The organism is Photorhabdus stackebrandtii (genome assembly GCF_011189495.1).
Classification (GTDB): Bacteria; Pseudomonadota; Gammaproteobacteria; order Enterobacterales; family Enterobacteriaceae; genus Photorhabdus; species Photorhabdus khanii.
In genome coordinates this window covers 1-851 of record NZ_PUJV01000150.1, presented here as the reverse complement: position 1 = coordinate 851, position 851 = coordinate 1, and the positions used below count along the sequence as shown (strand labels likewise).

Below are 851 nucleotides of genomic sequence, written 5' to 3'. Positions count from 1 at the left end.
CTAGGCTGTGTCCCTTAATTATTTAATCGTCTGTAAAAGAGCCTAATACAGCCTAATTTCACCATCGACAGATAGTTTCGCGCTGTTTTTTCATAACGTGTTGCAATACGTCGATTGCTTTTGAGAAAACTGAAGCCGCGTTCAACAACATTGCGGTCACGATACGCTTGTTTATCAAATTGCGTACGACCCTCTGCACTGCCTTTTTCGTTGATTTTATACGGAATAATGCTTTTAATTCTCAGCTTACGCAGATAACCGCGGAGTTTTCCTCCCGAATAGCCTTTATCTGCCAGTACCGCTTTGCCACGCCGTTTCATGAAACCATTTTGACGTTGTATGCCAATGCCGTCGAGCAATAGGATTGCAGATTGACTTTCGTGAGCTTGCCCCGCCGTCAAAATCAGGTTGAGGGGAAAACCTTTTCCGTCGGTTGCCAGGTGGATTTTGGTGCCATAACCACCGCGGGAGCGACCCAGCGCATGATCGTCAGCGATATCAGGATGTTTTTTTTTGCCCCTGCGGCATCTTTACTGGCGCGAATATTGCTCCCATCCAGGCAAATTTCAGACCAGTCAATCAAGCCTTTTTCATCAAGAATGGACAGTAACCGATTAAATATCTTGTTGATAATGCCCGATTTTGACCAGCGGTTAAATCGATTATAGACCGTTTTCCAGGGACCATAGCGTTCAGGTAAATCGCGCCACGGTGCCCCTGAGCATAACACCCAGAACATCCCATTCATCACACGGCGGTGTTCAACATGTGGACGTCCTGCTCGCTTTGAATGTACAGGGGGCAAACAAGGTTCTATCAATATCCAGGCGTCATCAGGAATGTCGTAGCGG

Annotated in this window: 1 protein-coding gene; it reads right to left on the bottom strand. The window is 46.8% G+C overall.

All coding sequences use genetic code 11. The features are described 5' to 3' along the window. Positions 1 to 14: 14 nt before the first annotated feature. Positions 15 to 851, bottom strand: a protein-coding gene (locus C5470_RS22080) for an IS5 family transposase (RefSeq protein WP_166291930.1) whose coding sequence is annotated in 2 segments (ribosomal slippage) — positions 15 to 514 and positions 514 to 851 — 838 coding nt annotated over the 2 segments. Because the reading frame shifts where the segments join, the coding sequence is not laid out codon by codon here. This gene is flagged as partial in the annotation.